Source organism: Streptomyces sp. (genome assembly GCF_031181705.1).
Classification (GTDB): domain Bacteria; phylum Actinomycetota; class Actinomycetes; order Streptomycetales; family Streptomycetaceae; genus Streptomyces.
In genome coordinates this window covers 15,639-38,826 of record NZ_JAPSKN010000019.1, presented here as the reverse complement: position 1 = coordinate 38,826, position 23,188 = coordinate 15,639, and the positions used below count along the sequence as shown (strand labels likewise).

General features: G+C 70.9%; 19 protein-coding genes and 1 pseudogene. 15 read left to right on the top strand and 5 right to left on the bottom strand.

Translation table 11 applies throughout. The annotated features are described in order from the left end of the window. Positions 1-2 precede the first annotated feature (2 nt). Positions 3-1,100 carry a glycosyl hydrolase family 18 protein gene (locus RIN80_RS06700; protein ID WP_309094562.1) on the top strand — a complete coding sequence of 366 codons (1,098 nt, stop codon included), beginning with the start codon at positions 3-5 and terminating at the stop codon, positions 1,098-1,100. Then, positions 1,097-1,498, top strand: coding sequence for a hypothetical protein (locus RIN80_RS06695; RefSeq protein WP_375141633.1), 402 nt, complete (start codon positions 1,097-1,099; stop codon positions 1,496-1,498). The genes RIN80_RS06700 and RIN80_RS06695 overlap by 4 nt, the downstream gene beginning before the upstream one ends. Here RIN80_RS06695 and RIN80_RS06690 read toward each other — a convergent pair. From RIN80_RS06690 to RIN80_RS06675, 4 genes are read right to left on the bottom strand one after another with little or no spacing between them, the layout of a single operon-like run. Next, positions 1,473-2,249 (bottom strand): succinate dehydrogenase/fumarate reductase iron-sulfur subunit, encoded by a 777-nt coding sequence (locus RIN80_RS06690; protein ID WP_309094561.1) that lies wholly within the window; start codon positions 2,247-2,249, stop codon positions 1,473-1,475. The two genes, RIN80_RS06695 and RIN80_RS06690, sit on opposite strands and share 26 nt — an antisense overlap. Continuing rightward, on the bottom strand, positions 2,246-4,186 hold the full coding sequence (locus RIN80_RS06685; protein WP_309094560.1) for a fumarate reductase/succinate dehydrogenase flavoprotein subunit: 1,941 nt from the start codon (positions 4,184-4,186) through the stop codon (positions 2,246-2,248). The genes RIN80_RS06690 and RIN80_RS06685 overlap by 4 nt, the downstream gene beginning before the upstream one ends. Before the next feature lie 16 nt (positions 4,187-4,202). Continuing rightward, complete coding sequence (locus RIN80_RS06680; protein ID WP_309094559.1) at positions 4,203-5,039, bottom strand: hypothetical protein; 837 nt, start codon at positions 5,037-5,039, stop codon at positions 4,203-4,205. A 55-nt stretch (positions 5,040-5,094) separates the two neighbouring features. Continuing rightward, positions 5,095-5,385 (bottom strand): hypothetical protein, encoded by a 291-nt coding sequence (locus tag RIN80_RS06675; protein WP_309094558.1) that lies wholly within the window; start codon positions 5,383-5,385, stop codon positions 5,095-5,097. A gap of 288 nt (positions 5,386-5,673) precedes the next feature. Here RIN80_RS06675 and RIN80_RS06670 point away from each other — a divergent pair, with 288 nt between their 5' ends. The 9 genes from RIN80_RS06670 (at position 5,674) to RIN80_RS06630 (ending at position 17,584) form a co-directional block, all read left to right on the top strand. Further along, a complete protein-coding gene (locus RIN80_RS06670) occupies positions 5,674-7,833 on the top strand; it encodes an ABC transporter family substrate-binding protein (RefSeq protein WP_309094557.1) in 2,160 nt (719 codons plus the stop codon). A 161-nt stretch (positions 7,834-7,994) separates the two neighbouring features. After that, positions 7,995-8,618 (top strand): hypothetical protein, encoded by a 624-nt coding sequence (locus RIN80_RS06665; protein ID WP_309094556.1) that lies wholly within the window; start codon positions 7,995-7,997, stop codon positions 8,616-8,618. Between the two features lie 143 nt (positions 8,619-8,761). Next, on the top strand, positions 8,762-10,669 hold the full coding sequence (typA, locus tag RIN80_RS06660) for a translational GTPase TypA (RefSeq protein WP_309094555.1): 1,908 nt from the start codon (positions 8,762-8,764) through the stop codon (positions 10,667-10,669). 617 nt (positions 10,670-11,286) lie between these two features. Beyond that, positions 11,287-12,900, top strand: a complete 1,614-nt coding sequence (locus RIN80_RS06655; protein ID WP_309094554.1) for an ABC transporter substrate-binding protein — start codon at positions 11,287-11,289, stop codon at positions 12,898-12,900. A gap of 132 nt (positions 12,901-13,032) precedes the next feature. Next, positions 13,033-13,962 carry an ABC transporter permease gene (locus RIN80_RS06650; protein WP_309094553.1) on the top strand — a complete coding sequence of 310 codons (930 nt, stop codon included), beginning with the start codon at positions 13,033-13,035 and terminating at the stop codon, positions 13,960-13,962. After that, positions 13,955-14,917 carry an ABC transporter permease gene (locus RIN80_RS06645; RefSeq protein WP_309094552.1) on the top strand — a complete coding sequence of 321 codons (963 nt, stop codon included), beginning with the start codon at positions 13,955-13,957 and terminating at the stop codon, positions 14,915-14,917. Before RIN80_RS06650 ends, RIN80_RS06645 begins: the two co-directional genes overlap by 8 nt. An 11-nt stretch (positions 14,918-14,928) precedes the next feature. Further along, complete coding sequence (locus tag RIN80_RS06640) at positions 14,929-15,987, top strand: ABC transporter ATP-binding protein (RefSeq protein ID WP_375141632.1); 1,059 nt, start codon at positions 14,929-14,931, stop codon at positions 15,985-15,987. Then, entirely contained in the window at positions 15,980-17,128 is a 1,149-nt protein-coding gene (locus RIN80_RS06635) for a dipeptide ABC transporter ATP-binding protein (RefSeq protein WP_309094551.1), read from the top strand. The genes RIN80_RS06640 and RIN80_RS06635 overlap by 8 nt, the downstream gene beginning before the upstream one ends. A 66-nt stretch (positions 17,129-17,194) precedes the next feature. After that, positions 17,195-17,584 carry a VOC family protein gene (locus RIN80_RS06630; protein WP_309094550.1) on the top strand — a complete coding sequence of 130 codons (390 nt, stop codon included), beginning with the start codon at positions 17,195-17,197 and terminating at the stop codon, positions 17,582-17,584. A 151-nt stretch (positions 17,585-17,735) separates the two neighbouring features. On the opposite strand, the gene RIN80_RS06625 is transcribed toward RIN80_RS06630, so the two are convergent. Continuing rightward, complete coding sequence (locus tag RIN80_RS06625) at positions 17,736-19,859, bottom strand: prolyl oligopeptidase family serine peptidase (protein ID WP_309094549.1); 2,124 nt, start codon at positions 19,857-19,859, stop codon at positions 17,736-17,738. 177 nt (positions 19,860-20,036) lie between these two features. Here RIN80_RS06625 and RIN80_RS06620 point away from each other — a divergent pair, with 177 nt between their 5' ends. From RIN80_RS06620 to RIN80_RS06605, 4 genes and pseudogenes are all read left to right on the top strand, one after another. Beyond that, a complete protein-coding gene (locus RIN80_RS06620) occupies positions 20,037-20,231 on the top strand; it encodes a hypothetical protein (protein ID WP_031103282.1) in 195 nt (64 codons plus the stop codon). A gap of 29 nt (positions 20,232-20,260) precedes the next feature. After that, positions 20,261-21,121, top strand: a complete 861-nt coding sequence (gene mshB / locus RIN80_RS06615) for an N-acetyl-1-D-myo-inositol-2-amino-2-deoxy-alpha-D-glucopyranoside deacetylase (RefSeq protein WP_309094548.1) — start codon at positions 20,261-20,263, stop codon at positions 21,119-21,121. Next, on the top strand, positions 21,118-21,528 hold the full coding sequence (locus RIN80_RS06610; protein WP_309094547.1) for a DUF6113 family protein: 411 nt from the start codon (positions 21,118-21,120) through the stop codon (positions 21,526-21,528). Before mshB ends, RIN80_RS06610 begins: the two co-directional genes overlap by 4 nt. Before the next feature lie 156 nt (positions 21,529-21,684). Continuing rightward, positions 21,685-23,188: pseudogene (locus RIN80_RS06605) on the top strand (hypothetical protein); the annotation flags it as partial.

Below are 23,188 nucleotides of genomic sequence, written 5' to 3'. Positions count from 1 at the left end.
GCATGGACCGCACGGAGGACGCCGCACCGGCCGGGGCACCCGCCGCCGACGACACTGCGAAGGACGCTCCCGCCTCCGACGGCGGCAGGCAAGCACGGCGCCGACGCCGTCTCGTACGCGGGGCGCTCGTGGCGGTCCTGGTCCCGCTGGTCTCCCTCCTGGCCGTGCTGACGGCCCTCGGGGTCAACTACACGGGCGACCCGGCGGACGGCACGTACACCCGCGACCGCGACGCCCTCTGGCTCGGCCACGCCTGGGTGGACGGCCGCAAGAAGGACGCCGACGTCACCGCCCTGGCCCGCCGCCTGCGAGGCACCGGCATCCGCGACCTGTACGTCCACTCGGGCCCCCTGGAGCACGACGGCACCCTGCCGGAGTCCCGCTATCCGAGAGCCCGCTGGTTCGTCGACGCCGTGCACGAGAAACTGCCCGGCATCCGCGTCCAGGCCTTCCTGGGCGACGTCCTCGCCTCCGAGAGCGGCGAGGGCATGGTCCTGGCGGACCCGGACACCCGCGCGGCCGTCGTCCGCTCCGCCCGCCAGGTCCTGGACACCGGCTACGAGGGCGTCCACCTCGACCTGGAACCCATGCCGTCCGGCGACCGCGACTTCCTCGCCCTGCTCGACGCCCTGCGCCGCGAGACCCGCTCCCGGGACGCCCGGCTCTCCGTCGCCGCCCACCAGATCGACCCGCTCCCCGAGCTGCACACCGTGTTCGGCCTGTTCACCGAGAACCCCAAGTGGTGGTCCCAGGAGTTCTTCGGCCAGGTCGCCCGCCGCGTCGACCAGATCGCCATGATGTCGTACGACACCGCGCAGCCCCTGGAGAGCACCTACGGCGGTTACGTCGCCCAGCAGACCTCCCTCGCCCTGGAGGTCACCCCGCCCGCCACCGACCTGCTGATGGGCCTGCCCTTCTACTGGGAGAGCAACTTCGACCACTGGGGCCACGCCGAGACCGTCCCCGCGGCGGTCCGGGGCGTCCGTCTGGGCCTGTCCCGCACGGACGCGGACCGGGCGCGCTTCGGCGTCGCGCTGTACATCGACTTCGCCGCGACGGAGGCGGACTGGCGCGCCTACCGGGAGGACTGGGTGCGGTGACTCCACCCCCGCACACCGGCCGCCGGACCTCCCGCCCCCGACGCCCTCTCACCCGCACCGACCTGGCCCCCCTCGTCCACGGCGAACTCGGCCCCGACCACGTCCTGCTCACGCCCGACGGGCAGCCCGCGCTCATCGACACCGAGGGCCTGATGTACCGCGACGTGGAGCGGGAGCACGTCTTCCTCCGGCTCCGTTTCGGCCCCCGCTACGACGCCCTGCGCGCCACCGGCCCGGACGAGGCACGCCTGCGGCCGTACCGCCTGGCGATGCACCTGGAGCTCGTCCCGGGACCGCTCACCCTCGCCGAGGGCGACTTCCCGCACCCCGAGCGGATGCGGGAGATCGCCGAGCACAACCTCCGGCAGGCCCTCAGCCTGCTGACGACCGCCTCCTGATCTTCGAACCCAGCCAGACCAGGGGGTCGTACTTGCGGTCGATCGCCCGTTCCTTCAGGGGGATCAGGGCGTTGTCCGTGATCTTGATGCCCTCGGGGCAGACCTCCGTGCAGCACTTGGTGATGTTGCAGTAGCCCAGGCCGTGTTCGTCCTGGGCGGTGGTCTTGCGGTCCAGGCCCGACTCCGCCGCCGCGTCGAGCGGGTGCATGTCCAGCTCGGCGACCCGCATGAGGAACCGGGGCCCGGCGAACGCCTGTTTGTTCTCCTCGTGGTCGCGGACCACGTGGCAGGTGTCCTGGCACAGGAAGCACTCGATGCACTTGCGGAACTCCTGTGGCCGGTCCACGTCCTCCTGCATCATGCGGTACTCGCCCGGGGCGAGTCCGGCCGGCGGGACGAAGGCAGGAACCTCCCTGGCCTTGTCGTAATTGAAGCCGACGTCGGTGACCAGGTCGCGGATCACCGGGAAGGCCCGCAGCGGGGTGATCGTGACGGTCTCCTCCCGGCCGAACACCGACATGCGCGTCATGCACATCAGCCGCGGACGGCCGTTGATCTCCGCCGAGCAGGAACCGCACTTGCCCGCCTTGCAGTTCCAGCGCACGGCGAGATCGGGCGTCTGGGTGGCCTGGAGCCGGTGGATGATGTCGAGCACCACCTCGCCCTCGTTGACCTCGACCTCGAAGTCCTCAAGGCCGCCCCCGCTCACGTCCCCGCGCCACACCCTGAAACGGGCCGTGTAGCCGCTCATTCGTACAGCTCCTCTTCGGCGAGGTACTTGACCAGCTCCTCCTTGTCGAACAGGGCGAGCAGGTCGGCACGGACGGGTTCGGTGGTCTCACGGGTGAGCGTGATCTGGCCGCGGACCGGGTCTGTCGCCGCCGGCCCGCCCGCCGGGTCGGTCAGCGCGCACAGCAGGTTGATCCGCCGCCATCTGCGGTCCATCGACGGGTGGTCCTCCCGGGTGTGCCCGCCGCGCGACTCGGTGCGCTCCAGGGCGGCCCGCGCCACGCACTCGCTCACCAGCAGCATGTTCCGCAGGTCCAGGGCGAGGTGCCAGCCCGGGTTGAACTGCCGGTGCCCCTCGACCCCGGCCCGGCGCGAGCGCACCCGCAGCTCGGCCAGCTTCTCCAGGGCCTGCTTCATCTCCGTCTCGCGGCGGATGATGCCGACCAGGTCGTTCATGGTCTGCTGGAGTTCCTGGTGCAGGGTGTACGGGTTCTCCGGCGGGCCACCGGCCGGTTCCTCGGTCTCGGCCTCGGCCGAGAAGGGCCGCAGGGCCTCCGCCGCGGCGGCGTCGACCTGTCCGTCGTCCACGACGGGCCGCGCCCCGGCCAGCCCGGTCGCGTACTCGGCCGCGTACCGGCCCGCCCGGCGGCCGAACACCAGCAGGTCGGACAGCGAGTTGCCGCCGAGCCGGTTGGACCCGTGCATGCCGCCGGCGACCTCACCGGCCGCGTACAGCCCGGGCACCCCGCGCGCCGCCGCCGTGTCGGACTCGACGGCGATCCCGCCCATCACGTAGTGGCAGGTGGGCCCGACCTCCATCGCCTCGGCGGTGATGTCGACGTCCGCCAGCTCCTTGAACTGGTGGTACATCGACGGCAGCCGGCGCTTGACGACCTCGGCGGGCATCCGCGTCGACACGTCGAGGAACACGCCCCCGTGCGGGGAGCCGCGTCCCTCCTTCACCTCGGCGTTGATCGCCCGGGCGACCTCGTCGCGGGGGAGCAGCTCGGGAGGACGGCGGTTGTGGTCCGGGTCGTCGTACCAGCGGTCGGCCTCCTCCTCCGTCTCGGCGTACTTGTCCTTGAAGACGTCGGGGACGTAGTCGAACATGAACCGCTTGCCGTCGGAGTTGCGCAGCACCCCGCCGTCGCCGCGCACCGACTCGGTGACGAGGATGCCCTTCACGGACGGCGGCCAGACCATGCCGGTCGGGTGGAACTGCACGAACTCCATGTTCAGCAGGGGAGCGCCCGCGAGCAGGGCCAGCGCGTGGCCGTCGCCGGTGTACTCCCAGGAGTTCGAGGTCACCTTGAAGGACTTGCCGATGCCGCCCGTCGCGATGACGACCGAGGGGGCCTCCAGGACGAAGAAGCGGCCGGACTCGCGCTCGTAGCCGAAGACGCCGGAGACACGATCGTCCTGTTTCAGCACCCGGGTGACCGTGCACTCCTGGAAGACCTTCAGCCGGGACTCGTAGTCCCCGGTCTCGCGGAAGTCCTCCTGCTGGAGGGAGACGATCTTCTGCTGGAGGGTGCGGATCAGCTCCAGGCCGGTGCGGTCGCCGACGTGCGCGAGCCGCGGGTACTCGTGGCCGCCGAAGTTGCGCTGGGAGATCCGGCCGTCCTTGGTGCGGTCGAACAGCGCCCCCCAGGTCTCCAGCTCCCACACCCGCTGCGGTGCCTCCTGCGCGTGCAGTTCGGCCATCCGCCACTGGTTGAGGAACTTGCCGCCGCGCATGGTGTCGCGGAAGTGCACCTGCCAGCTGTCGTTCTCGTTGGCGTTGGCCATCGCCGCGGCGATGCCGCCCTCGGCCATCACCGTGTGCGCCTTGCCGAACAGCGACTTGCAGATCACGGCCGTACGCGCGCCCCGCTCGCGGGCCTCGATGGCGGCGCGCAGCCCGGCCCCGCCCGCGCCCACCACGACGACGTCCCACTCCTGCCGGTCGACCACGGACATCAGAACGCCTCACTCATCAGAAGAATCGCGGATCGTCGAAGGCACCGGACGCGACCAGATAGACGTAGAGGTCGGCGAGCGCCACGCTGACCAGCGACGCCCAGGCCAGCTGCATGTGCCGGGCGTTGAGCCTGCCCGCCCACTGCCACATCCGGTAGCGCACGGGATGTCTGGAGAAGTGCTTGAGCTTGCCGCCGACGATGTGCCGGCAGGAGTGGCAGGAGATCGTGTACGCCCAGATCAGCACGATGTTGATCAGGAACACGAGGGTGCCGAGGCCCATGTGTCCCCACGCGTAGTTCTCGTCGCGGAAGGCGAGCACGGTGTCGTAGGTGAGGATCCCGGCGACGAGGAGCGCCGCGTAGAAGAAGTAGCGGTGGATGTTCTGCAGGATCAGCGGGAAGCGGGTCTCGCCGGTGTACTTCCTGTGCGGCTCGGCCACCGCGCAGGCCGGCGGGGACGCCCAGAAGCCCCGGTAGTAGGCCTTGCGGTAGTAGTAGCAGGTCAGCCGGAAGCCCAGCGGGAAGATCAGGATGATGATCGCGGGCGAGACGCCCCACCAGCTGCCGAAGATCTCCCAGTTGGGGCCGTCCCTCATCGGCTCGCACCGCTCCGCCAGGCACGGGGAGTAGAAGGGCGAGACGTACGGCGCCGCGTAGTAGTCGGCGTCGGCGAAGGCCCGCCAGGTCGAGTAGACGATGAAGGCCAGCAGACCCGCGACCGTGCCGGCCGGGGCCAGCCACCAGCGGTCGGTGCGCAGGTGCGGGGCGGCGATCGCGGCGCGCGTACCCGCCGTGACGCCGCCGCCGCTGGGATGGGGTTCGGTGGCGGGAGGTTCCGTACCAGTGGCCACGTGACGACTCCGGTCGGGTTCAGGGGGAGGTGCCGGTCGCTCGACGCCCTCCCGGTCAGGGAGCGCGCCGGTCCCGGGCGCCCAGCCCCTCGTCGTCCGAGTCGACCCACAGCGACGGGTCGTACGGCGCGTCCGAGATGGTGACGAGCTCGGGGCGCATCGGTGCGGTCGGCGACGCGGCGGCTTCACGCAGCAGGGCGAGGCTCTCGCGCAGGTGGTTGGCGTCGGCCCGGACGCGGCGCATCTCCAGACCGCCGGTGCCGACCTGCTTCTCCAGCCGCCCCAGCGACCGCAGCAGGTCGTCGAGAGAGCGCTGGACTGACGTCAGTTCGTCGTGAACGGACATGACTTGCCCTCACTTCCACGGGTCCTTCACGGCCCAAGGCGGCAACGTTCATGCGCCTGCGAGTGTTGCGCGTCACACCTCGTGCTGTGAAGGGATGTGCATCGATTGGCCGGGGCGTGCGGGTGCACCGCGCGGTGCGCTGCGCCGCATGGGTGACTTCCCCTCCGTGACCGCCGTGTCGCCCTGTGTTGCCGAACCCTTTCCTCTTCAGTGGCGGCATACATCAGATGAACTCCAAATACCGCCAAAAGTGATCATAACGCCCGCGGCTTCCCGGAGGTAGCACAGATGTCCCAGCACGGCGTCGGCCCGCGTGCGGTCACGCGCTCGGTCGCCTTCCTCACCGCGGGCGTGCTCGCGGTGCCCGCGCTCGCCGGGTGCGGTTCCGAGGACCCGGCCGGCAAGCCGCTCGCCGCCCCGGACATCCAGCCCGCCGCCCGGGACAAGGTCGCCGACGGCGGCACCCTGCGCTGGGCCGTCGACTCCGTGCCGGACACGCTGAACACCTTCCAGTCGGACGCCGACGCCACCACCACCCGCGTCGCCCAGGCCGTCCTGCCGTCGATGTTCCGGATGAACGCCTCCGGCCGCCCCGAGCGCAACCCCGCCTACCTGGAGTCCGCGAAGGTCGTCGAGACCGAGCCCAAACAGGTCGTCCTGTACAAGCTCAACCAGCAGGCCGTCTGGAGCGACGGCCGGGAGATCGGCGCCGCCGACTTCGCCGCCCAGTGGCGCGCCCTGTCCGGCAAGGACACCGCCTACTGGACCGCCCGCAACGCCGGCTACGACCGCATCCAGAAGATCGAGCGCGGCGACAGCGCCCTGGAGGTCCGGGTCACCTTCAGCCGCCCCTACGCCGACTGGCGCTCCCTGTTCTCCCCGCTGTACCCGAAGGACGTCATGGGCACCCCGGACTCCTTCAACGACGGCGCCCGCAAGAAGCTCAAAGTCACCGCCGGCCCCTTCACGGTGAAGAAGGTCGACACCGAGGACGACAGGATCACCCTCGCCCGCAACCCGCGCTGGTGGGGCGAGCCCGCCAAGCTCTCCGCGATCGAGCTGCGCACCGTGCCGCGCGACAAGCGGGCCGCCGAGCTGGCCGCCGGCACCCTCGACCTGGCCGAGATCGATTCCGCGGCGGCCCGCCGCATCACCCTGGCCGCCCGCCCGCACAGCTCCAGCAGCCCCCTGATGGGCCCGGGCGCCGACCGGACCGCCGCGGACGCTTTGCGCTCCTGGGCCAGAGCCAACGGCACCGACGACGACGCGGCCGACGAGGAGACCCTCGCCCGCAAGAAGCTGCGCAAGGCGGCCGCCAAGTACGCGCGGCGGCAGCAGGCCCTGCGCGGCTTCGAGGTGCGCAAGTCCCTGGAGCCGGCCTTCACCCAGCTCGCCCTGAACGGCGCCGAGGGCCCTCTGGCCGACGAGCGGGTCCGCCGGGCCGTCGCCCGCGCCCTGGACCGCGAGGAACTGGCCGAGGCCGTCCTCAAGCCCCTGGGTCTGCCCGCCGTCCCGGTCGGCAGCCACCTGGCCCTGTCCGGCCAGGCCGCCTACGCCGACAACAGCGGCGCCCTCGGCGACCAGGACACCGAGGAGGCACAGGCCCTGCTCGCCGACGCCGGCTGGGTACGCGGCGGCCCCGTCACGGAGCAGAAGAAGGACAAGGAGGAGAAGGCGGCCGGCGGCGAGGGCGAGCGGGCCGACGGCTCCTCCGGCGCGGACGAGGACGACAAGGCCCGGCAGCAGGACCCGGCCGGCCACCTCGCCCAGGACGGCAGGCAGTACAAGCACCCGCACCCGGGCGGCGCCCCCGGCGCGTACGCCCCGCGCGGCACCGCCGCCCCGGCGAACCAGGAGGCCGCGCCGTTCGCCAAGAACGGCAAGCCCCTCACGCTCCGCTTCGTGCTCCCCTCCGGGCCCGGCTCCCGGACGCTGCGCACGGTCGCCGACCGCATCACGCGCATGCTGCAGCGCGTCGGCATCGGCACGGAGATCTCCAAGGTCTCCGACGAGTCCTACTTCAAGGACCACATCGCCTCCGGCCAGTACGACCTGGCCCTCTACTCCTGGCCCGCCACCGCCTACCCCGCCACCGACGCCCGCCCCGTCTACGCCAAACCGGTCCCGGCCGCCGACGGCTCCCTGAGCGTCGAGCAGAACTACACCCGCGTCGGCACCGACCAGGTCGACCAGCTCTTCGACGAGGCCGTGGCCACGCTCGACGAGGGCAAGTCCCGCTCCCTCATCCGCAAGGCCGACTCCCGCATCTGGGCGGCGGCCGGCTCCATCCCCCTCTTCCAGCGCCCCCAGCTCCTCGCGGCCCGCAAGAACCTGGCCAACACCGGCGCCTTCGGCTTCGCCACACCGGTCTACGAGGACATGGGCTTCCTGAAGAGGAGCGCGAAGCCCGCCCCGGGCCCCTCCGTGAAGGGCCCGGCCGCCCGGTAGCTCCGGAAACGCTCAAATGCCTTGCCGCCGCCCGAGCCGGCGTCCGCACCATGAGGCCGGCAGCGATCATGGTGCGGACGCCGGGCGTCCGCGCACGGGGGGCGGCACATGGACGGAACGGTACGGCGGGCCCGCGCGGCCGGCCTGGCCATCGGGCGCTGGTGGCCGCGCTGACGGCGTGCACCGGGGAACCGGGGGCCCACGGCACCCCGCGCGAGAGCGGCACGTCCCGGGCGCGGGCCTGCGCGAAGGGCACCTTCACCTGGTCCCCGGTCACCACGCGCGACCGGTTGACCGGCGTCTCGCGTCCGGAGCGGCTGGGCGAGGGCGGCGGCGCGCTGCGCAACCCGGTGCGGCGCGTGTGCACGCCCGTCCCCTCGGTACGCGCCGACGGACCGGCACCGCCCGCCGCTGAGGTCCTGTTCTCCCTCGGCAAGGTGGCCGGGGAGACCGACTCCGAGGCGCCCGCCCTGGCGGAGGCGGGCGACACCTGGGCGTTCACCGACCCCGGGCAGCGGGCCCCGGCGCTCGGCGAGGGCCGCGTCACCCCGCGCGAGGCGGGCACGTACCACCAGTACGCCGGTGTCCGGGAGGTCTCCGCGGACTTCCGCCACACCTGCCCGGACGGCAGGACCGTCTCCGGCCGGGCCCCCACCTGGACGGCCGACGTCGCCGGCGTGACCGGCTGCGCCGAGCGCCCGGACACCGCTCTGGCCCGGGAAGCCGCCCGGCACGCCTGCGTACCGGCCGAAACCGACGCCGAACCCCCCTCGCCAAGCCCCTGACCTGCACCAAAGCATCCCGGCTCACCCCAACGGTGGCGGACCCGTACCATGGGGTGAGGCCGTGGCATGTTGAGCCCGGCAGGGCCCGCGCACCACCGACGTACGCGCAGGGCATTCCTCACCACTCCGGGAGTACGCCTTTTATGGCCACGCGCCACGACATCCGCAACGTCGCCATCGTCGCCCACGTCGACCACGGCAAGACCACCATCGTCGACGGCATGCTGAAGCAGGCCGGTGCCTTCGCCGCCCACCAGCTCGACTCGGTCGACGACCGCATGATGGACTCGAACGACCTGGAGCGTGAGAAGGGCATCACGATCCTCGCCAAGAACACGGCGGTGAAGTACCACCCCAAGGACGGCGGGGAGCCCATCACCATCAACATCATCGACACCCCCGGCCACGCCGACTTCGGCGGTGAGGTCGAGCGCGGTCTGTCGATGGTCGACGGCGTCGTCCTGCTCGTGGACGCCTCCGAGGGCCCGCTGCCCCAGACCCGCTTCGTGCTGCGCAAGGCGCTCCAGCAGCGGCTGCCCGTCATCCTCTGCATCAACAAGACGGACCGCCCCGACTCCCGGATCGACGAGGTCGTCAACGAGACGTACGACCTCTTCCTGGACCTGGACGCCGACGAGGACCAGATCGAGTTCCCGATCGTCTACGCCTGCGGCCGTGACGGCATCGCCTCCCTCACCAAGCCGGCGGACGGCACGGTCCCGGGCGACTCCGACAGCCTGGAGCCGTTCTTCTCCACGATCCTGGAGCACATCCCGGCCCCGACCTACGACGAGGCCGCCCCGCTCCAGGCGCACGTGACGAACCTGGACGCCGACAACTTCCTCGGCCGTATCGCGCTGCTGCGCGTGCAGCAGGGCGAGCTGAAGAAGGGCCAGACGGTCGCGTGGATGAAGCGCGACGGGTCCGTCCAGAACGTGCGCATCTCCGAGCTGATGATGACCGAGGCGCTCACCCGCAAGCCCGCCGAGAAGGCCGGCCCCGGTGACATCTGCGCGGTCGCCGGCATCCCGGACATCATGATCGGCGAGACCCTGGCCGACCCGGAGAACCCGATCGCGCTGCCGCTGATCACCGTCGACGAGCCGGCGATCTCCATGGTCATCGGCACCAACACCTCCCCGCTGGTCGGCCGCGGCGCCACCGGCAAGGGCGCCGACAACAAGGCGGCCGTCAAGGACCGCAAGGTCACCGCCCGCCAGGTCAAGGACCGCCTCGACCGCGAGCTGATCGGCAACGTCTCGCTGCGCGTCCTGGAGACCGAGCGCCCGGACGCCTGGGAGGTGCAGGGCCGCGGCGAGCTGGCGCTGGCCATCCTCGTCGAGACCATGCGCCGCGAGGGCTACGAGCTGACCGTCGGCAAGCCCCAGGTGGTCACCCGGGAGATCGACGGCAAGACGTACGAGCCCGTCGAGCGGATGACCGTCGACGTGCCCGAGGAGCACATGGGCGCCGTCACGCAGCTCATGGGCGTCCGCAAGGGCCGGATGGACAACATGTCCAACCACGGCTCCGGCTGGGTCCGCATGGAGTTCGTCGTGCCCTCCCGCGGCCTGATCGGCTTCCGGACCGAGTTCCTGACCCAGACCCGCGGCACGGGCATCGCCCACTCCATCCACGAGGGTTTCGAGCCCTGGTTCGGCACGCTCCAGACCCGCAACAACGGCTCCCTGGTCGCCGACCGCGCCGGCGCGGTCACCGCCTTCGCGATGACCAACCTGCAGGAGCGCGGTGTGCTCTTCGTGGAGCCGGGCACCGAGGTGTACGAGGGCATGATCGTCGGCGAGAACTCCCGCGCCGACGACATGGACGTCAACATCACCAAGGAGAAGAAGCTCACGAACATGCGGTCCTCGACGGCCGATGTGACCGAGTCGATCGTCCCGCCCCGCAAGCTGTCGCTGGAGCAGTCCCTGGAGTTCTGCCGCGACGACGAGTGCGTCGAGGTCACCCCGGAGGCCGTGCGCATCCGCAAGGTGAACCTGGACGCCCGCGAGCGCGCCCGCGCCGCCAGCCGCGCCAAGCACGGCTGACGCCCCCAGTACACACGGCACCGGGCACCCCGCCCCGCGGGGTGCCCGGTGCCGTGTGTCAGGTGCCGTGTGTCAAAGGGGGACAACGCGAAGGAAAGGGTTAGGGAAAACCCTCTATTTGCCCGGCGCGGCCGTCCGGAACGGCCCGCTCCCACTACCCTGCTGCGGAACGCCTCGCTCTGCCCTGCCTCGAAGCCGGGCAACAGCCTTGTGGCGACTGCCACTTGAGCCCGCGACGGCCCCCGTCGGCACCCTGCACGGATGCCGCGGTAACCGCAAGCGGTTTTTCTCACTCTCGCGTCCGGAATACGGACAGTCGCCACCGATAGATGTGTAACAAGTCCGTTTCGCAGGGATCTTTCACCAAACCCTTTGTCCGGATTTTGGAAGATGTATACGCGAGCTGTGATCGAACCGAGACCTCGAGAGTGTGGTTCGGTCCTGGTGTTTGGCAGATAGTTAGGCGCGTAGAGCTCGGATGAAGGGTCACTCGCCGGCAGCGGCGCCGACTCACGAGCGCGGGGGCACCTGATGATTTCCGGCACCGGCGACGGGCGGTGGCGGTGGTTTGTCTGTGCTCTCTTTGCGGTGAACCAATGACTTCTTAGGAGGAACCCATGCGCGGTGCCAAGAGCGCCAAGTGGGTCGCGGGCGCGATAGTCGTCGCCCTGTCCGCCACCGCCTGCGGCGGCGACGGTGATGGTGAGAGCAAGAGCAAGGGTTCCGGACCTGCCGGTTACGTCTCGATCGACGTCGGCGAGCCGCAGAAGCCGCTGATCCCGGCCGACACGAACGAGAGCAACGGCTCGTACGTCATCCAGTCGCTCTTCACCCAGCTGCTGGACTTCGACTCCAAGGGTGAGATCGTCTACACGAACGCCGAGTCGGTCACCTCCGAGGACTCGAAGACGTGGACGGTCAAGCTCAAGAAGGGCTGGAAGTTCCACAACGGCGAAGAAGTCACCTCCAAGTCGTACATCGACGCTTGGAACTGGTACGCCAACATCAAGAACAACCAGCAGAACTCGTTCTGGTTCCAGGACATCAAGGGCTACGACGACGTCCACCCGGAGAAGGGTGAGCCGAAGTCGCAGACCATGTCCGGTCTGAAGGCCGTGGACGACCACACCTTCACGATCGAGCTGAAGTACACGATGCCGTACTTCAACTACAAGCTCGGCTACACCACCTGGGCCCCGCTGCCCAAGGTCTTCTACGACGACCCGAAGGCCTTCGGCCAGAAGCCGGTCGGCAACGGTCCCTACAAGTTCGAGAAGTGGGACCACAAGAAGCTCATCCAGGTCAAGGCCTGGGACGGGTACCAGGGCCCGAACAAGGCCAAGAACAAGGGCGTCCAGTTCAAGGCGTACACGACCCTCGAGGCCGCGTACAAGGACGTCGTCTCCGGCAACCTGGACATGATCCGCCAGGTCGGCCCGACGGACCTGCCGAAGTACAAGCAGGACCTGGGCGACGGCGCCATCGAGCAGCCGTACGCGGCCATCCAGACGCTGACCCCGGCGTTCTACTCCAAGACCTTCAAGGACATCGACCCGAAGGTCCTGCAGGGTCTGTCGATGGCGATCGACCGCGACACGATCACCAAGACGGTTCTGAACAACACCCGCACGCCGGCCAAGGGCTTCACGCCGCCCGGTGTCAAGGGCTACCAGAACCTGGACACGGACGTGTTCACGTACAACCCGGCGAAGGCCAAGCAGCTCATCAAGGAGGGCGGTGGCGTTCCGGGCAACAAGTTCACCGTCCAGTACAACACCGACGGTGGGCACAAGGAGTGGGTGACCGCGGTCTGCGAGTCCATCCGCAAGGCCACCGGCGTCGACTGCGTCGGCGACCCGAAGCCGGACTTCGCCACGGACCTCGAGGCCCGTGACAACGACCAGGTGAAGGGCATGTACCGCGGTGGCTGGGTCGCCGACTACCCGGTCAACGCCAACTTCATGAAGGAGCTGTACCACACCACCGCCGAGGCCAACAACGGTCGCTTCTCCAACAAGGAGATCGACGGCCTGATGAACAAGGCCGACAACGCCAAGTCCCTCGACGAGTCGGTGAAGGCCTTCCAGGAGGTCGAGAAGAAGCTGGTCGAGCACATGCCGGCCATCCCGCTCTGGTACTACCGCATCAACGGCGGCCACGGTAAGAACGTCGACAACGTCAACGTCGACTTCCACGGTGACCTCGAAGTGTGGGCCGTCACCACCAAGTAAGAGGAGCCGTCCTGGCTCTTCCCACTCGGCCGTAGACCCACCGCCGCTCCGGCGGCGGTGGGAGGTACGGGGGGCCGTCTCGCCGACCGGAGACGGCCCCCGTACCTGCGTTAACCCCTCACGGAGGCACCTATGGGGCGCTATGTCGCACGACGACTGCTCCAGATGATCCCGGTCTTCATCGGGTCAACCCTGCTCATCTTCTGCATGATGTACGCCCTGCCCGGCGATCCCGTCCGGGCGATGATGGGGGATCAGGCGTACGACCCGGCGGTGGTCGCGGGCATCAAGAAGGAACTCGGCCTCGACCAGCCGCTGTTGCAGCAGTACGTGAACTACATGACCAACCTGCTGCAGGGTGACTTCGGTACGCAGATCGCCAGTCAGCGGCCCATCGCGGACATCATCACCGACGCGTTCCCGGTGACCATCAGGCTGACGATCTTCGCTTTCACCTTCGTCACGCTCGTGGGCATCGGCCTCGGTGTCGTCGCCGGTCTGCGCCCCGACACGCTGCGCGACCGCGGACTGCTGACGCTGACCCTGGTCCTCGTGTCCATGCCGTCCTTCGTGCTGGGCTTCCTGCTGCAGTACCTGTTCGCGTTCAAGTGGTCGGTCACCACCCCCACCGTGACCGACTCGACGGACTTCGCGCAGCTCGCGCTTCCCGCCACCGTGCTGGCGTCGCTGTCGCTCGCCTACGTCGCCCGGCTGACCCGTACGTCGATCGCGGAGAACCTGCGGTCCGACTACATGCGCACCGCCGTGGCCAAGGGCCTGCCGCGCCGCCGCGTGATCGGCGTCCACCTGATGCGCAACTCGCTGATCCCCGTGGTCACCTTCCTCGGCATCGAGGTCGGCAACCTGATGACCGGCGCCATCGTGACCGAGGGCATCTTCAACGTGCGGGGTATCGGTGTCGAGATCTACGAGGCGCTCAGCCGGCGCGAGGGCGCCACGGTCGTGGGAATCGCCTCGCTGATGGTGCTCATCTACCTCGCTGCCAGCCTGATCGTCGACCTGCTCTACGCGGTCCTGGACCCGAGGATCCGGTATGCCTGACAAGACCGTCGAAAAGAAGGTCGAAGCCCTTCCCGGTGACACCGTGAGCACCGCCGGCGTCGTCGTGGCCGACGCCGGCCCCGCTCCGGACAAGCCGCGCAGCCTGTGGTCCGACGCCTGGCACGACCTGCGGCGCAACCCGCTCTTCGTGATCTCGGCCGTGCTGATCGTGTTCCTGCTCGTGATGTCGCTGTGGCCGGGGCTGTTCACCAGCGCCTCGCCGCGCGACGCCGACCTGGCCAAGCACTACCTGGGCAAGCCGAACTGGGGGCACTTCTTCGCCCCGGACTGGCTCGGCTACGACGTCCAGGGCCGTTCCATCTACGCCCGGGTCGTCTACGGTGCCCGCGCCTCGATCACCGTCGGTGTGGGTGTCACCCTCGCCGTCACCGTCCTGGGCACGGTCATCGGCATGATCGCCGGCTACTTCGGCGGCTGGACCGACACCCTGCTGTCGCGGCTGACCGACATCTTCCTCGGCATCCCGTTCCTGCTGGGCGCCCTGGTCGTGCTGAACTCCTTCGACGACCGCACGGTCTGGGTCGTCATCATGGCCCTCGCCTTCCTGGGCTGGACCCAGATAGCGCGTGTCGCCCGCGGTGCCGTCATCACCATCAAGCAGGCGGACTACGTGGTGGCCGCCAAGGCGCTCGGTGCCTCGACGTCCCGGATCCTGCTCCGGCACATCCTGCCCAACGCGCTCGCGCCCATCATCGTCGTCGCGACCATCGCGCTCGGCGGCTACATCGCGGCCGAAGCCACCCTGTCCTTCCTGGGCGTGGGTCTCGGTGACACGGCGGTATCCTGGGGCGGCGACGTGGCCCGAGGACGCGAGCAGCTGCGGATCGCCCCCCACACCCTGATCATCCCGTCGGTGATGGTCTCGATCACGGTGCTCTCGTTCCTGATGTTCGGCGATGCGGTACGCAACGCCCTCGACCCCAAGCTGCGCTGAGGGAGGCGTACGTGACCATCATCGATGAAGTGGCCGGCAGTCCCGCGGCCGACGGTTCCGGGGACACGGGCCGCCCGCTGCTCGAAGTCCGCGACCTGCACGTGGAGTTCCGCACCCGCGACGGTGTCGCCAAGGCCGTCAACGGCGTCAACTACTCCGTCGCCGCCGGTGAGACGCTGGCCGTGCTCGGCGAGTCCGGCTCCGGCAAGTCCGTCACCGCGCAGGCGGTCATGGGCATCCTCGACATGCCGCCCGGGAGCATCCCCAAGGGGGAGATCCTCTTCCGCGGCCAGGACATGCTGAAGATGTCCGAAGAGGAGCGCCGGAAGATCCGCGGCCGCAAGATCGCGATGATCTTCCAGGACGCCCTGTCCTCGCTGAACCCGGTGCTCTCCGTGGGCTACCAGCTCGGCGAGATGTTCCGGGTGCACCAGGGCATGTCCAAGAAGGACGCCAAGGTCAAGGCGATCGAGCTGATGGACCGGGTGAAGATCCCGGCCGCGTCCGCCCGGGTCAACGACTACCCGCACCAGTTCTCGGGCGGTATGCGCCAGCGCATCATGATCGCCATGGCGCTCGCCCTGGAGCCGGACCTGATCATCGCCGACGAGCCGACCACGGCCCTCGACGTGACGGTCCAGGCCCAGGTCATGGACCTGCTCGCGGAGTTGCAGCGTGAGTACAACATGGGCCTGATCCTGATCACCCACGACCTCGGCGTGGTCGCCGACGTCGCGGACAAGATCGCCGTGATGTACGCCGGGCGCATCGTCGAGCGCGCCCCGGTCCACGAGCTGTACAAGCGCCCCGCGCACCCGTACACGAAGGGGTTGCTGGACTCGATCCCGCGCCTGGACCAGAAGGGCCAGGACCTGTACGCGATCAAGGGTCTGCCGCCCAACCTGACGCGCATCCCCTCCGGCTGCGCCTTCAACCCGCGGTGCCCCATGGCGCAGGACATCTGCCGTACGGACGTCCCGCCGCTGCACCCCGTCACCGAGCGGGACGGCGGCGAGCTGGTCGGCCGCGGCAGCGCGTGCCACTTCTGGAAGGAGACGATCCATGGCTGAGCTCGGCAAGACCGACGAGCCGCAGGACGCCACGCCGAACGTCTCCGAGGTCGAGGTCGTCGACGCGTCCTCCGAGTCGGAGGCGGTCGCCGCCATCGAGGCGCCGGTCGAGCGGGGCGAGCCGATCCTCCAGGTGCGCAACCTGGTGAAGCACTTCCCGCTCACCCAGGGCATCCTGCTCAAGAAGCAGGTCGGCGCGGTCAAGGCCGTCGACGGTGTCTCCTTCGACCTCTACCAGGGCGAGACGCTCGGCATCGTGGGCGAGTCCGGCTGTGGCAAGTCCACGGTCGCCAAGCTGCTGATGATGCTGGAGAAGGCGACCGCGGGCGAGGTCTTCTACAAGGGCCAGGACATCACCAAGCTGTCCGGGCGTGCGCTGAAGGCGGTCCGCCGGAACATCCAGATGGTGTTCCAGGACCCGTACACCTCGCTCAACCCCCGTATGACGGTGGGCGACATCATCGGGGAGCCGTTCGACATCCACCCCGAGGTGGCCCCGAAGGGCGACCGGCGCCGCAAGGTGCAGGAGCTCCTCGACGTGGTCGGCCTCAACCCCGAGTACATCAACCGCTACCCGCACCAGTTCTCCGGCGGTCAGCGCCAGCGCATCGGCATCGCCCGCGGCCTGGCCCTGAACCCCGAGATCATCATCTGCGACGAGCCGGTCTCGGCCCTGGACGTGTCGGTCCAGGCACAGGTCATCAACCTGATGGAGCGCCTGCAGGACGAGTTCAACCTCTCCTACATCTTCATCGCGCACGACCTGTCGATCGTCCGGCACATCTCGGACCGGGTCGGCGTGATGTACCTCGGCAAGATGGCCGAGATCGGCACCGACGAGCAGATCTACGACCACCCGACGCATCCCTACACCCAGGCGCTGCTGTCGGCGGTCCCGGTCCCCGACCCGGACGCCCGCGCGCACCGCGAGCGGATCATCCTCACCGGCGACGTCCCGTCCCCGGCCAACCCGCCCTCGGGCTGCCGCTTCCGCACCCGGTGCTGGAAGGCGCAGGACAAGTGCGCCGAGGAGGTCCCGCTGCTGGCGGTCCCGGAGCGCTTCAAGGGCGCGGACACCCCGGCGGCCCACGAGTCGGCGTGCCACTTCGCGGAGGAGAAGGACGTGGTCCACGCGGCCTGAGCCTCGGCTCCCGGTTCCCGGCATCCCCCAGGGGCGCCGGGAACCGGCGTCTCGGAGGATCCCGGCGTGCTGCATCACATCGAACTGTGGGTGCCCGACCTGTCCCGGGCCGTCCGCGAGTGGGGCTGGCTGCTCGGCCGTCTCGGCTGGCTGCCGTACCAGGACTGGGAACACGGCCGCAGCTGGCGGCTCGGCCCGGCGTACCTCGTCGTCGAGCGGTCACCGGCGATGAGCGCCCCCGAGCACGACCGCATGCGGCCGGGGCTCAATCACCTCGCGTTCCACGCGGGCTCTCCGGCGCGGGTCGACGCGCTGTCCGCCGAGGCGCCGGACCACGGCTGGACGCTCCTCTTCGCCCACCGCCACCCGTACGCCGGCGGCCCCGGGCACCACGCGGCCTACCTCGCGAACACGGACGGCTTCGAGGTGGAACTCGTGGCGTCGGACGTCGCATAGCCCCGCAAACCCCCGCAACTGCGTTAACACGCAGGCAACTTCGCCGACCCGGTCCCGATATACGGACGCGTCACGCTGGTCTGCGTACGGCCGTGCGGGTGCCGTAGACGGGCCGGGGCGCGCCATGTCGCCCCGGCCCGTCGCCGTGCGCTCAGGGGGCCGTGATGCCGAGGGAGCGCTTCAGGAAGTCGACCTGGAGCAGGAGCAGGTTCTCCGCGACCTGTTCCTGCGGGGTCATGTGCGTGACGCCGGACAGTGGCAGCACCTCGTGGGGGCGGCCGGCGGCCAGCAGGGCCGAGGACAGGCGCAGGGCGTGGGCGACCACCACGTTGTCGTCGGCGAGGCCGTGCACGACCATCAGGGGACGGTGCGGTGCGGCCGGGGCGGAGAGGCCGTCCTCGGTGACCAGGGAGCTGTGCGCGTAGGCGTCCGGCTGTTCCTGCGGGGTGCCGAGGTAGCGCTCCGTGTAATGCGTGTCGTACAGGCGCCAGTCCGTCACCGGCGCGCCCGCGATCCCCGCGTGGAAGACGTCCGGGCGGCGCAGCACCGCCAGGCCCGCCAGCCAGCCGCCGTAGGACCAGCCGCGGATCGCCACCCGGGACAGGTCCAGCGGGTACCGCTTCGCGAGGTCCTCCAGCGCCTCCACCTGGTCGTCCAGCGAGACGGTGAAGTCGTGGTGGATCGCCTTCTCCCAGGCGGGGGAGCGGCCCGGTGTGCCGCGCCCGTCCGCGACCACCACCGCGAAGCCCTGGTCCGCGAACCACTGCGAGGTGAGGTGCGCGTTGTGGGCCGCGACCACCCGCTGCCCGTGCGGGCCCCCGTACGGGTCCATGAGCACCGGCAGGGGGGTGTCACCGGCGTAGTCCCGAGGCATAAGCACGGCGCACGGGATGCGGCGTGCGCCCCCCTCGATGAGCGTCACGCGGGGGGACATACCGGGATCTTCTGCGTGTGAACGGACAGTCAGCGTCGGTTTTCCGTCGCGCAGCACCTGGGCCCGCGCCCCCGGGCGGTCGAGCACCGCCGACACCAGCACGGTCACGCCCCCGGCGCGCACCGCCGCGTGCACACCCGGCTCCCGCGACAGCCGCTCCATGCCGAGCTCGTTCACCCGGTACACGTGCACCTGGCCCGTCTCCGCCTCCGCCGCCTCCTCGCCGGCCGACGCCGAGACCAGCACGTCGTCGTCCGAGACGTCCAACACGGCCCTGACGTGCAACTGCGCCCCCGTCAGCGGCCGCTCCCCGACCGCCAGCACTCGCGCACCGCCCTCGTCCGCGATCCGGACCAGCTGCCCGGACGGGCTCCAGCACGGCACCCCGGGGAAAAGATCAAGCCATGTTCGATCTTCGTCGGCGTGCACCATCCGGGTCGCGCCCGACTCCGGGTCCACGGCCAGGATCAGCTGGCTGCGCTGGTCGCGCGCCTGGACCAGCAGCAGTGGCGCACCCGCCGCTGACCAGTGCACATGCGCCAGATACGGATAGCGCGCCCGGTCCCAGGCGACCTCCGTGCGCACCCCGTCCAGGCCGATCACGAACAGCCGGACGTCCGCGTTGCCGGTGCCCGCGGCCGGGTACGGCACCCGCTGCGGCTCCCGTTCCGGATGCGCCGGGTCGGAGATCCACCAGCGCCGCACCGGCGTGTCGTCCACGCGCGCCACGAGCAGGCGGTCCGACTCCGGAGCCCACCAGAACCCCCGCGAACGCCCCATCTCCTCGGCCGCGATGAACTCGGCCAGACCGAACGAGACGTTCTCCGACTCCGGTTCGGCGAGCGCCCGGTCGCCCTCGCCCTCGGCGCCCACCACGCGCAGGGCGCCCCGGGCGACGTAGGCCAGGTGCCGCCCGTCGGGCGACGGACGCGGGTCGATCACCGGCCCGGGGACGGCCACCTCGCGCGCCGTCCCGGCCCGCAGCTCCGCCGTGAACAGCCGCCCTGACAAGGCGAAAGACGCCAGCTCGACGGCCGTGTCCGTGGCGTACCCGACGATGCCGGCGCCACCCTCGCGACTGCGTTCGCGCCGCGCCCGCTCCTCGGCGGACAGGTCCTCCGAGGAGCCGCCCAGCAGCGCGCGCGGGTCGGCGGCCACGCGCTCCGCGCCCTCGTCCGTGTCGAGGACCCACAGCGAACTCGCCCGGTCCGTACCGGAACCGGAGCGCAGGAACACGACACGCGAACCGTCGGGCGCCACGGTGAACGAACGCGGCGCGCCGAGCGTGAAGCGCTGGGTACGGGCGTGCCGGCGGGGGAAGGAGTCAGGCTCGGTCGTCATGCCCTGACCATATTGGCCATGCGCCCCCTTGTGCGGCCGTGCGCCGATCGATGCGCACGGACGGATAGTTATGATCAATGTCGCATAGTGGGTATGAACCTGCTGGCTGCTGTACGGATTTAATGCCCCCATAGTCCGACCCCCCGCGCCCTTGTGGATCTTTGGAGGTGAGCCGCCGTGGCACTCTCGATTTCGGCGGTGGTGCTGCTGGCGATCATCGTCTTCCTGCTGGTGAAGAAGTCGGGGTTGAAGGCGGGGCATGCGATCGTCTGCATGCTGCTCGGCTTCTACCTCGCCTCCTCGACCGTCGCTCCCACGATCAACGAGCTGACGACGAACATCGCGGGCATGATCGGCAGCATCAAGTTCTGACCGGCACCGGACCTCGTAGGGTGGGGTCCATGACGGAACAGCCCGGCCGTCGTCTGCTGCTGGTGCACGCGCACCCGGACGACGAGTCGATCAACAACGGCGCGACCATGGCCCGGTACGCGGCCGAGGGTGCCCACGTCACCCTGGTCACCTGCACCCTCGGTGAACGCGGCGAGGTCATCCCGCCGGAGCTGGCGCACCTGTCCGGCGCCGCCCTGGGCCAGCACCGCCGCAGCGAGCTGGCCGCCGCCATGTCCCTGCTCGGCGTCCGCGACGTCCGCCTGCTCGGCGGCGCCGGGCGCTACAGCGACTCCGGGATGATGGGCCTGCCCGACAACGACGATCCCGCCTGCTTCTGGCAGGCCGACGTCGACGAGGCGGCCGCCCACCTCGTCGAGGTGATCCACGAGGTACGGCCCCAGGTCCTCGTCACCTACGACGACAACGGCGGCTACGGCCACCCCGACCACATCCAGGCCCACCGCGTGGCCATGCGCGCCGCCGAACTGGCCGCCGAGACCGGCTGGCGCATCCCGAAGGTCTACTGGAACCGGGTTCCCCGGCCCGTCGTGGAGGAGGCCTTCGACCGGCTCCGGGAGGACCTGCCGCGCACGCCCTTCGCCAAGGCGGCCGCCGTCGACGACGTCCCGGGCGTGGTGCCCGAGGAGCGGATCACCGCCGTGATCGACGGCACCGCCCACGCCGCCGCCAAGGCCGCCGCGATGCGCGCCCACGCCACCCAGATCACCGTGGCCGAGCCCTACTTCGTGCTCTCCAACGAACTCGCCCAGCCGATCCTCACGACCGAGTACTACGAGCTGGTGCGCGGCGAGCGGGGCGCCGGGGAGCGGGAGACGGACCTGTTCGCCGGGATCGAGGAGGCGTCATGAGCGACCGCGGCCCGATGCTCGCCCAGCCGATGCGGCCCCCGTCCGCCGGACGGGCCGCCGCCCTCCTCGGATTGTTCGTGCTCGGGGCCGTCATCGGCACGGCCGGGGCGCTCGTGCAGCCCGGATGGTTCCCGGGCGGCCTGATCCTCGCGCTCGCCGGCGAGGCCGGGCTGATCCTGGGTGCCGCGCGCCTCATCCGCAGCCGCTCCGGGGGCGCCGCGGCCGCCGCCGGCTGGATGCTCTCCATCGTGCTGCTCACCGCCAGCCGCCCCGAGGGCGACTTCCTCTTCGCCGCGGGGCGCGACTCCTATCTCTTCCTCCTCGGCGGCATCCTCGTGGCTGTGATCTGCGCCACCGTCGGACCGGGACGGCAACCGGACGACGACCACGTCCGACTTGGCAAGTGACGTACCACTTCGCCGGGACGCGCCCGTGGGGGTCCGGTGTGACTTTCCCCAGCGGTCCTGAGATACGGGTCAGAAGTGGCCAGTATGGTGGTGCGCGCCGCCGAGCCGCCCGCGTGAGGTCGTGACGGGCGGCGGAGCCAACCGGGAGAACCTGCCTTGAGTCGTGAAACTGACACTCCGTCCTCCGGGCCCAACGGGCGCGGCGGAGCCGCCTACCCGTCGGGCACGCCGCCCTACGGCACCCCGACGGTCTCCAGTGACGGCACGGACGCGGGCCGTTCGGCCACGCGGCCGGAGGAACGCAAGACCGAGACCACGCTGACGACCCGGATCCGGATCAACATCCCCGGATCGCGGCCCATTCCGCCGGTCGTCGTGCGCAAGCCCGTCACCGAGGCGGAGAGCCCCGCCGACACCGACACGCACGGTGAGGCGCCGTCCGCGCCGGGCGCCGCGGCGCCCCGGGGCGCGGCTGCGGGGGCGGGCACGGGCGAGCCTCCCGCCGAGGACAAGCCGACCAGTGACTGGTTCGCGCCCCGCAAGTCCGGCACGGGACCGGGTGGTCAGGGCGGCGGCCCCGGCAACGGGGCGGGTCTGCCCGGCGGTTCCGCCCCGGCGTCCGGGGGTTCCGGTACGGGCGGCCCCGTTTCGGGAGCGTCCGGTGGGACGCGTCCCGGTGCCGGGCGGCCCGGCGGCGTGGTCGGCTCCATGAGCGCGCCGGGCGGCTCCCGGCCCGGCGGCACGAACGGCGCGGGGCTCCCGGGCGGCGCGACCGGCGGCCCGATCGCCCCCGGGCACGGCGGCGGCACGGGCTCCTTCGACGTCACCGAGGCGCTGGCGGCGGGCCCACGGGCCAACGGCCCGCGATCCACCCCGGGCGGCGGTGGCGAACCGCACCGCGACGACCTGCCCTACTTCACGGAGAACGGCAACGGCGGACCGAACGCGGCCGACGGCTTCCACGAGACCGGCACGCCCGGCGGCGCCGGAGCCCAGGGCCCGGCCGGTCCCACGGGCGGGCCGGTGACCGGAGACGGACCGATGATGCCACCGGCCGGCGGCCCCGGAGTGCCCGGAGCCTTCACCGAGTCCGGTGGCCGGGGCGGCCCCGGCGGTGTCGGCGGTCCCGGCGGTCACGGCCCCGCCGGACCGGGTGGGTTCGCAGGCGAGCAGGGCGGTCCCGGCGGACCGAGCGGCCCTGGTCCGTTCCAGGAGCCGGGTGGTCCCGGCGGCCCGGGCGGTCCTGGGGGCTTCGACGCGCCGGGTGGTCCCGGCGGCCCGGGCGGTCCTGGCGGCTTCGACGCGCCCGGCGGCCCCGCCGGTCCCGGCGCCTACGGCGAGCCCGGCGGCCCGGGCGGTCCCGCTGGTCCCGACTCCTCCAACGGCTTCGGCGACCCGGGCAGGCCCGGCGCCCCCGAGGCGTTCAACGACCCCGGTCGCGGGCCTGGCGCCCCCGAGGCGTTCAACGACCCCGGGCGACCCGGCGGCCCGCACGTCCCCGGCGCCCCGGCCGCCCCGGGCGCCATAGGCGGCGGCCCTGTCGGCCCCGCCGGTCCCGGAGCACCCGCAACCCCCGGCGGCAGCGCCGCTCAGGGCGGCCCGGGTGCCGCGGGCCCGGGGGGCGGCATGAGTGACGACACCGCCGTCCTCACCCCGCAGA

What these genes read in the sequence shown, in the direction of transcription:
- RIN80_RS06700 (WP_309094562.1), top strand. Translation starts at nt 3, where the DNA reads ATGGACCGCACGGAGGACGCCGCACCGGCCGGGGCACCCGCCGCCGAC.
- RIN80_RS06690 (WP_309094561.1), bottom strand. Translation starts at nt 2,249, where the DNA reads ATGAGCGGCTACACGGCCCGTTTCAGGGTGTGGCGCGGGGACGTGAGC.
- RIN80_RS06685 (WP_309094560.1), bottom strand. Translation starts at nt 4,186, where the DNA reads ATGTCCGTGGTCGACCGGCAGGAGTGGGACGTCGTCGTGGTGGGCGCG.
- RIN80_RS06675 (WP_309094558.1), bottom strand. Translation starts at nt 5,385, where the DNA reads ATGTCCGTTCACGACGAACTGACGTCAGTCCAGCGCTCTCTCGACGAC.
- RIN80_RS06670 (WP_309094557.1), top strand. Translation starts at nt 5,674, where the DNA reads ATGTCCCAGCACGGCGTCGGCCCGCGTGCGGTCACGCGCTCGGTCGCC.
- typA (WP_309094555.1), top strand. Translation starts at nt 8,762, where the DNA reads ATGGCCACGCGCCACGACATCCGCAACGTCGCCATCGTCGCCCACGTC.
- RIN80_RS06655 (WP_309094554.1), top strand. Translation starts at nt 11,287, where the DNA reads ATGCGCGGTGCCAAGAGCGCCAAGTGGGTCGCGGGCGCGATAGTCGTC.
- RIN80_RS06650 (WP_309094553.1), top strand. Translation starts at nt 13,033, where the DNA reads ATGGGGCGCTATGTCGCACGACGACTGCTCCAGATGATCCCGGTCTTC.
- RIN80_RS06645 (WP_309094552.1), top strand. Translation starts at nt 13,955, where the DNA reads ATGCCTGACAAGACCGTCGAAAAGAAGGTCGAAGCCCTTCCCGGTGAC.
- RIN80_RS06635 (WP_309094551.1), top strand. Translation starts at nt 15,980, where the DNA reads ATGGCTGAGCTCGGCAAGACCGACGAGCCGCAGGACGCCACGCCGAAC.
- RIN80_RS06625 (WP_309094549.1), bottom strand. Translation starts at nt 19,859, where the DNA reads ATGACGACCGAGCCTGACTCCTTCCCCCGCCGGCACGCCCGTACCCAG.
- mshB (WP_309094548.1), top strand. Translation starts at nt 20,261, where the DNA reads ATGACGGAACAGCCCGGCCGTCGTCTGCTGCTGGTGCACGCGCACCCG.
- RIN80_RS06610 (WP_309094547.1), top strand. Translation starts at nt 21,118, where the DNA reads ATGAGCGACCGCGGCCCGATGCTCGCCCAGCCGATGCGGCCCCCGTCC.